The organism is Streptomyces yerevanensis, from assembly GCF_000716805.1.
Classification (GTDB): domain Bacteria; phylum Actinomycetota; class Actinomycetes; order Streptomycetales; family Streptomycetaceae; genus Streptomyces; species Streptomyces flaveus.
The window spans coordinates 1-5375 of sequence record NZ_JNWJ01000137.1 but is presented as its reverse complement, the minus strand read 5'-3'; the positions used below and the strand labels follow the sequence as shown (position 1 = coordinate 5375).

The following is a 5375-nucleotide window of genomic DNA, read 5'->3' as shown; positions in this document are numbered from 1 at the left end:
TGCACGGCGGCAGCGAGGCAGTTGAGCGCGGCATGGCGCGCGAGCTCCCGCGCCGTCTCCAGCTCCACGTCCCGGCCGACAACGCCCCTCCCCAGCAGCCAGCCGTCCTCGTAAGGCAGTTGGCCCGAGATGTAGATGTTGGAGCCCACACTCCGGTGGTGCACGTAGTACGGATTGTCACGTAGCTCGGGAAGGGCCATACCCAAGGCCTGGAGCCGATCGGAAGCCGAGCCGGTGTCCGCTGCCGAAGTCACGGGGCGGCTCACTGCGCCACTGCCGCGGACGGCACAGGGCACAAACCCTTGCAGGTGGCCATGAGAACCCGCTTCGCATGAATCTTGATCATCTGTACTCGGTTCTCCTCTCGAGTAACAGTGGCGATATAACGCCGTATGGTGGCTTAAAGCCGCCACCCTATTGTCGTTTGTCGACCATATGGGTGCCCGTCGAGCACTGTCAATACAAACTTCAGCCTCGAATGCAACCTCGGAACACCACGTGCGGCTGGACCCGCCGCTACTGGAAGCGACGGTCGACGCCGCGACCTGGCTCACCGGTCTCATCCGGTTCGGCATGGACGAGCATGTGCAGCACACCTGTCCGCATGACGATCGCTGACGGCGGCGGGATTCTCGAGCGGTTGACACGGATGGTCGACCTCACGCCCGACGAGATCCCCATGCCACAAGAGCGGCTTGGCCTGCTGCCCGGTTGTTCCGGCAAGGCCTACAGCGACTGGCTGCAAGCCCGTGGTGACGAGCTCGGCAACGGCGTCGCGTGGCGACACTGGACCCGTTCACGGCCGGAAGAACGCCGCCGGCCTTCAGGCGGATCCGGTAGGAAGACGACCGTGACGCGGAGGCAACTCACCGACGAACAGCGGAGGTTGATCGCACCGTTCCTGCCGATAGGCAAGTACGGCCCCTACCCTGAGCGGCTGCGGAATCAGTTCGAGGGTGCGATGTGGCGGTTCAGGGCAGACGCGCAGTGGCGTGAGACTTCCAGGCGAGTTCGGAACTGACCGACCGCCTACGGGTGTTTGCAGGTCGGGAGGAACGCCGGTCTCTTCACCGCGCTGCCGGAAGGCCTGATCGCCGAAGTCACCCGCCAGGGCAAGACGGACTTGTCCGGCGGTCAGCTTGGACTCCACGACCGCCCCTGCCCACCACGACGCGCCGGGATGATCGTCGATAAAGACGTCATGAAGCCTCTTGAGGAAGCTGCCGCCGAGCAGGAACAAGCCCGGCCCCTACGACATCTCGTCGTCCGCGGTCGCGCCTCCTGCATGGCGCACCCAGCCGTGGCCACGGCTGAGGCCCGGACGCTGCGGCAGTGATCAGGGACGGCGTCCGGGCAGGCCAAGAACGCATGCTCGGACGGACAGCGCGCATTCGGCGACCGGTGATGCGGGGGCGACATGCGCACCATGCGGTCAGTTCGCCGTCTCGGCCATATCGCAGGTGTGGCATACCACCCTGCGTGCCGGGATACGGCCGGACGCAGCGCCCATGCCGACCTGGCGGGTGACCTGTACCTGACGTACGCGGGCGTGGTTCTCGCAGGTGGCCAAGCCGCAGCGCGAGCACACACCGATGCCGGTGGTGTCGCTGCGCGCCTCCTGGAGGCAGTCGTAGCACCTCATGTCCAACTCCGATTTCAGCAGGGGCCGGATGTGGCGGCCAACCAGCACGAACAAAACCACCCAGGCCACGCACACCTACTCAAGGAGCTTGAAAAGTAGGCTCCAGTTTAGACTTTGTCAAGACTAAGACTCGATCGTGATCGTATGGCCGGTGGCGATGCAGCGAAGCAAACGCCGACACGGTGCGGACGGCGCCGCCGGAGTGCAACTCCGACCCGTCCGCCAGGAGCGTTGAGGGCCGACGAGTCGCCGGCCGATCCCCGAGAACAGGCGACTCGGCGAGACCCTGGAGCAGTGCCGCGAGGCGTTCCCGGCCTACCGAGAGCCCGGCTGCGCCGGCATCAAAGCCGCCACCAACGACCCCGAACCCTCAAGCAGGACGCGCCACTCAGACTTCGCCTCACATGGCCTATGAGTTCGTGAGCGGTGCAAGACAGTTCTGGTGTCCGCCGAGGGAGGTGAGGCGCCCTCAGGGCAGTGGCCGACGGCGGGCCGGGACCGCAAGATCCAGGGAGCGGGCACCTTCATGGCCTCGCCTGGCTGCCCATGGCGGGCAGTTGCCTCCGGGTTCTGGCCGGCCTGGCCTACCGCATACCGGCGCTTCGCCCAGGGGGCCGAAGCCAGGGGCAGAACCGGTGATGGCGCTGACCTGCCTGGATGGCACCAGCCGCACCGAGTTGTATCGCTTCGCGTCCACCCCGCTGAATGAGGTTGCCTTTCCTGCACGGGAGACGGCGGTCTGGATACGCGCGCGGGTGGGAGATTGAATCGATGGAGGGGGCCCCGGCGCGACGTCGTCACCAGCCGGCGCTGTGCAGACCGGTTCCTAGAACGGACCCGCCCGCGCAGCTAACCGCGCAGCCGTAAACGCCCCCGTCGCCCCCTACCCGCCCCACCGTGCCGGCGGCCGGCAACCGGCACTCAAGATCCGCTACAAGATCGCGTTGACAGTGCGAGCTTGATCCTTGACTTTTCGGCAGGTCTGCAACGTCACAGTGGCGAGCGGGCTTGGACACTTCACGCACGCCGGCATGGCCTCATGCACGCCGGGGCGCGCGTTCCCCTGGATCTCCCGTCTGGACCCCCAGCCCCATGGGGAAATGGGCAGCCAGTTCCTGGCGGAACGCGTCGGTGTCGCCTTCCAGGGCAACCGCGGCCAACCTCTCGTGCTCGACGACCAATTGATGCGGGTCGTCGCTGTAAGTGCGGTGATCGACGCTGAGGTGGAGGCGCAGCTTGGTCTCCCAGCCGTTCCAGAGACTCTGCAGGACGCCGTGCCCCGAGAGATCGTAGAAGAGCCTGTGGAAGCGGAGGTGCGCGTCGATGCTGGCCGGGATGTCGTCCTTCTCCATTGCCCGACGGAGATCCTCGACGGTTTGCAGCAACTGGGGCCGCTCAGGACCGCGCAGTGCTTCGGCCGAGAGCTCGGCGGCGTACGGCTCGACACGTAGCCGGATCGAGTCGATCTCGGCGACCTCACGAGCGCTCACCTCTACGACGAACGCCCCACGGTAGGGGATCTTGACGACGAGCCCTTCCTCCTCCAGCTTGGTCAGCGCCTCGCGCAGCGGGGACCGGCTGATCCCGAGATCCCCGGCGATGTGCGCCTCGCGCAGCTGGCCACCAGGAGGTACGGTCCCATCGAGGATGGCGGCACGCAGTGTGCGGTAGACGCCGTCCGGCGTCGTCGTCCGCTGCTCCTGCCACTCGAACTTGTGGTCCACCCCGTTGCCCTCCCTCGACGCTTGTCGACCATTTGGTCGTTTGTCGACTATACCTCTGCTGGTGCATCCACACCTCAAGTTGGTTATCTGGCACGGAACTCACTGAATTCACAGCGGTGCCCCATCCGGCTCACGGGTCGCGGTGACAGGTCGGTGTCTCGGGTGGTGCCGTTTGGTTGTCAGGCCGATGCCGGTCCGGCGACGCGGGTGCTTGTGGACCTGCAGCGGGACGCAGCCGACCAAGGGGAGCGCGGCGGTCCGTGGCTCGGCGGCCCAGGACGCGCGACGCAGCACCTTCGCGTCTCCGGACGCCGACTCTTCGGCCTTCTCGTCCAGTCGGTACCAGGTTTTGCGTGAGAAGCCGAGCACCTGGCTGGCCGGTGACGTTGCCGATGCTCGCGGCCTGCTCGATGAGCAACACCCGGCGCTCGTACACCCCGTCCTGGTGGGTCACGGGATCGCCTTCTTCTCTGGGTCGGGTGTCACTCCAAGCCGCGGTCCCCGAGTCCTGGACAACGTGACGGGGAGGTCGGCGATGTCGGCGATCGCATGGGCGTCGTCGGCGTTCGTCACGATCACCAGCGGGTACTCCTCGGCCAAGCGCCTCAGCACCTACGCTGACACCGGGGTACGCGCCCCACGTGGGAATCTCCTCGTACACCGCCGGACCGTCGCTCTCCGGTTACTCCACGCCGAACCTGCGCATGGTCGGTTCCAGCGAGTGGACCACGACCTGGTGGAACGGCTTGCACTTGCCGAGGCGCTCGTCGATCCGGCACTGGTTGCCGGTCTGCACGAACTCGGAGGCGACCTCGGCCGAGAGCCGATTGCGCCCGACCTGGCGGATCACCTCATTCATACGGAAGTGGATCAGCGCCGGGCCTGTCCGAGGCATCCCTCTGACGCTATTGACAGTCGAGACACAATTGGTCGACAATCGACCAAACGATGGTCGACAATCGACCAGAGCGCCAGACTGCTCCACTGAAACACTAGGAGGACCAGTGGGATTCGACGTCAAGCCCAAGTTCGTGACGTTCGACATGAACGGAACGCTGATCAAGTTCAGCATCAACGACACGATGCGTGAGGTCCTGGGCGACCGACTGCCGGCCGAGGTCGCCGATGAGTACCTGCGGATCTGCAAGGCGTACCGGATCGACGAGTGCACGGGCGCGTACCAGCCGTTCCACCAGGTCGTCGCTCGTTCCATGGAACGCGCCTCGCGCAGCGTCGGTCTCGAGTACCGCGAGGACGAAGCGCGCGAGGTGTACGAGACCATCCCCACCTGGGGCCCGTACCCCGGTGTAACCGAGGCGCTGAACCGCCTGGCCGAGGCGGTCCCGCTGGTCATCATCACCAACAGCGACACCGCGCACGCCGTGCGCCTCGCGGAGAACCTCAAGGCCCCGTTCGCAGACGTCATCAGCGCCGAGGAGATGGGCGTCTACAAGCCGCGACTCCGCGCCTTCGAGTACACGTTTGACAAGCTCGGCGTGACACCCGACGAGCTCGTGCACGTCTCCGCGAGCCCCATGTACGACCACCGCTCCGCGGCCATCATGGGCATCAAGAACAAGGTGTACATGGACCGCGGCTGGGAGCACGACGAGCACTGGCTCGGCTACGAGCGGATCACCGACATCGCCGACCTCCCGGTCCTCTTCGGCCTGCCGCGCCCCTGATGCCCCTGACGCCCGAGCGGAGAACTGAGGAAATGATCCACAGCAAGGCGGTGGCGGTGTGAGTCAGCCCCTGCCTCAAACCGTCAAGGGTGACTCGGCTTCAGAAAGGCTCCAGGCCCTGGGACTGAAGCTACCCGTCCTCGCCGGCACCACGTACCTGGTGCCCCACCGGACGGTGGGCTCCACCATCCACCTCTCCGGCCAACTCCCGTTCAAGGACGGCGAGCTGCTGGGGAGGGGCGTTGTCGGCCGGGACGTGGAGCTGGAGACGGCGCGGGAGCTCGCGCGCCATGCCGCGCTCAACTGCCTCGCTGCCGCCGTGCA

Annotated in this window: 7 protein-coding genes and 1 pseudogene; 3 read left to right on the top strand and 5 right to left on the bottom strand. The window is 66.2% G+C overall.

The window, feature by feature from the left end:
• A partial coding sequence (locus OP79_RS48155; protein WP_033329573.1) for a hypothetical protein occupies positions 1-254 on the bottom strand: 254 nt, incomplete at its 3' end.
• A 596-nt stretch (positions 255-850) separates the two neighbouring features.
• Between OP79_RS48155 and OP79_RS57855 the strand changes: the two are divergent.
• Positions 851-1255, top strand: a pseudogene (locus tag OP79_RS57855) (transposase); the annotation flags it as partial.
• 177 nt (positions 1256-1432) lie between these two features.
• Here the strand turns inward: OP79_RS57855 and OP79_RS48145 are convergent.
• The 4 genes from OP79_RS48145 to OP79_RS55820 all read right to left on the bottom strand — a co-directional run bounded on the left by OP79_RS48145 (position 1433) and on the right by OP79_RS55820 (position 4261).
• A complete protein-coding gene (locus OP79_RS48145) occupies positions 1433-1642 on the bottom strand; it encodes a DUF2180 family protein (RefSeq protein ID WP_063742165.1) in 210 nt (69 codons plus the stop codon).
• 1037 nt (positions 1643-2679) lie between these two features.
• Positions 2680-3366, bottom strand: a complete 687-nt coding sequence (locus tag OP79_RS48140; protein WP_033329571.1) for a GntR family transcriptional regulator — start codon at positions 3364-3366, stop codon at positions 2680-2682.
• 450 nt (positions 3367-3816) lie between these two features.
• The gene (locus tag OP79_RS55825; RefSeq protein WP_157857536.1) at positions 3817-3966 is read right to left on the bottom strand and encodes a hypothetical protein; all 150 of its coding nucleotides are present in this window, start codon (positions 3964-3966) and stop codon (positions 3817-3819) included.
• A gap of 82 nt (positions 3967-4048) precedes the next feature.
• Positions 4049-4261 (bottom strand): hypothetical protein, encoded by a 213-nt coding sequence (locus OP79_RS55820; RefSeq protein ID WP_157857535.1) that lies wholly within the window; start codon positions 4259-4261, stop codon positions 4049-4051.
• A gap of 109 nt (positions 4262-4370) precedes the next feature.
• Between OP79_RS55820 and OP79_RS48125 the strand changes: the two genes are divergently transcribed.
• Both OP79_RS48125 and OP79_RS48120 read left to right on the top strand, forming a co-directional pair.
• On the top strand, positions 4371-5051 hold the full coding sequence (locus OP79_RS48125; protein WP_033329569.1) for a haloacid dehalogenase type II: 681 nt from the start codon (positions 4371-4373) through the stop codon (positions 5049-5051).
• A 58-nt stretch (positions 5052-5109) separates the two neighbouring features.
• Positions 5110-5375, top strand: a 266-nt coding sequence (locus tag OP79_RS48120; RefSeq protein ID WP_245685742.1) for a RidA family protein, incomplete at its 3' end; no start/stop codon positions are given.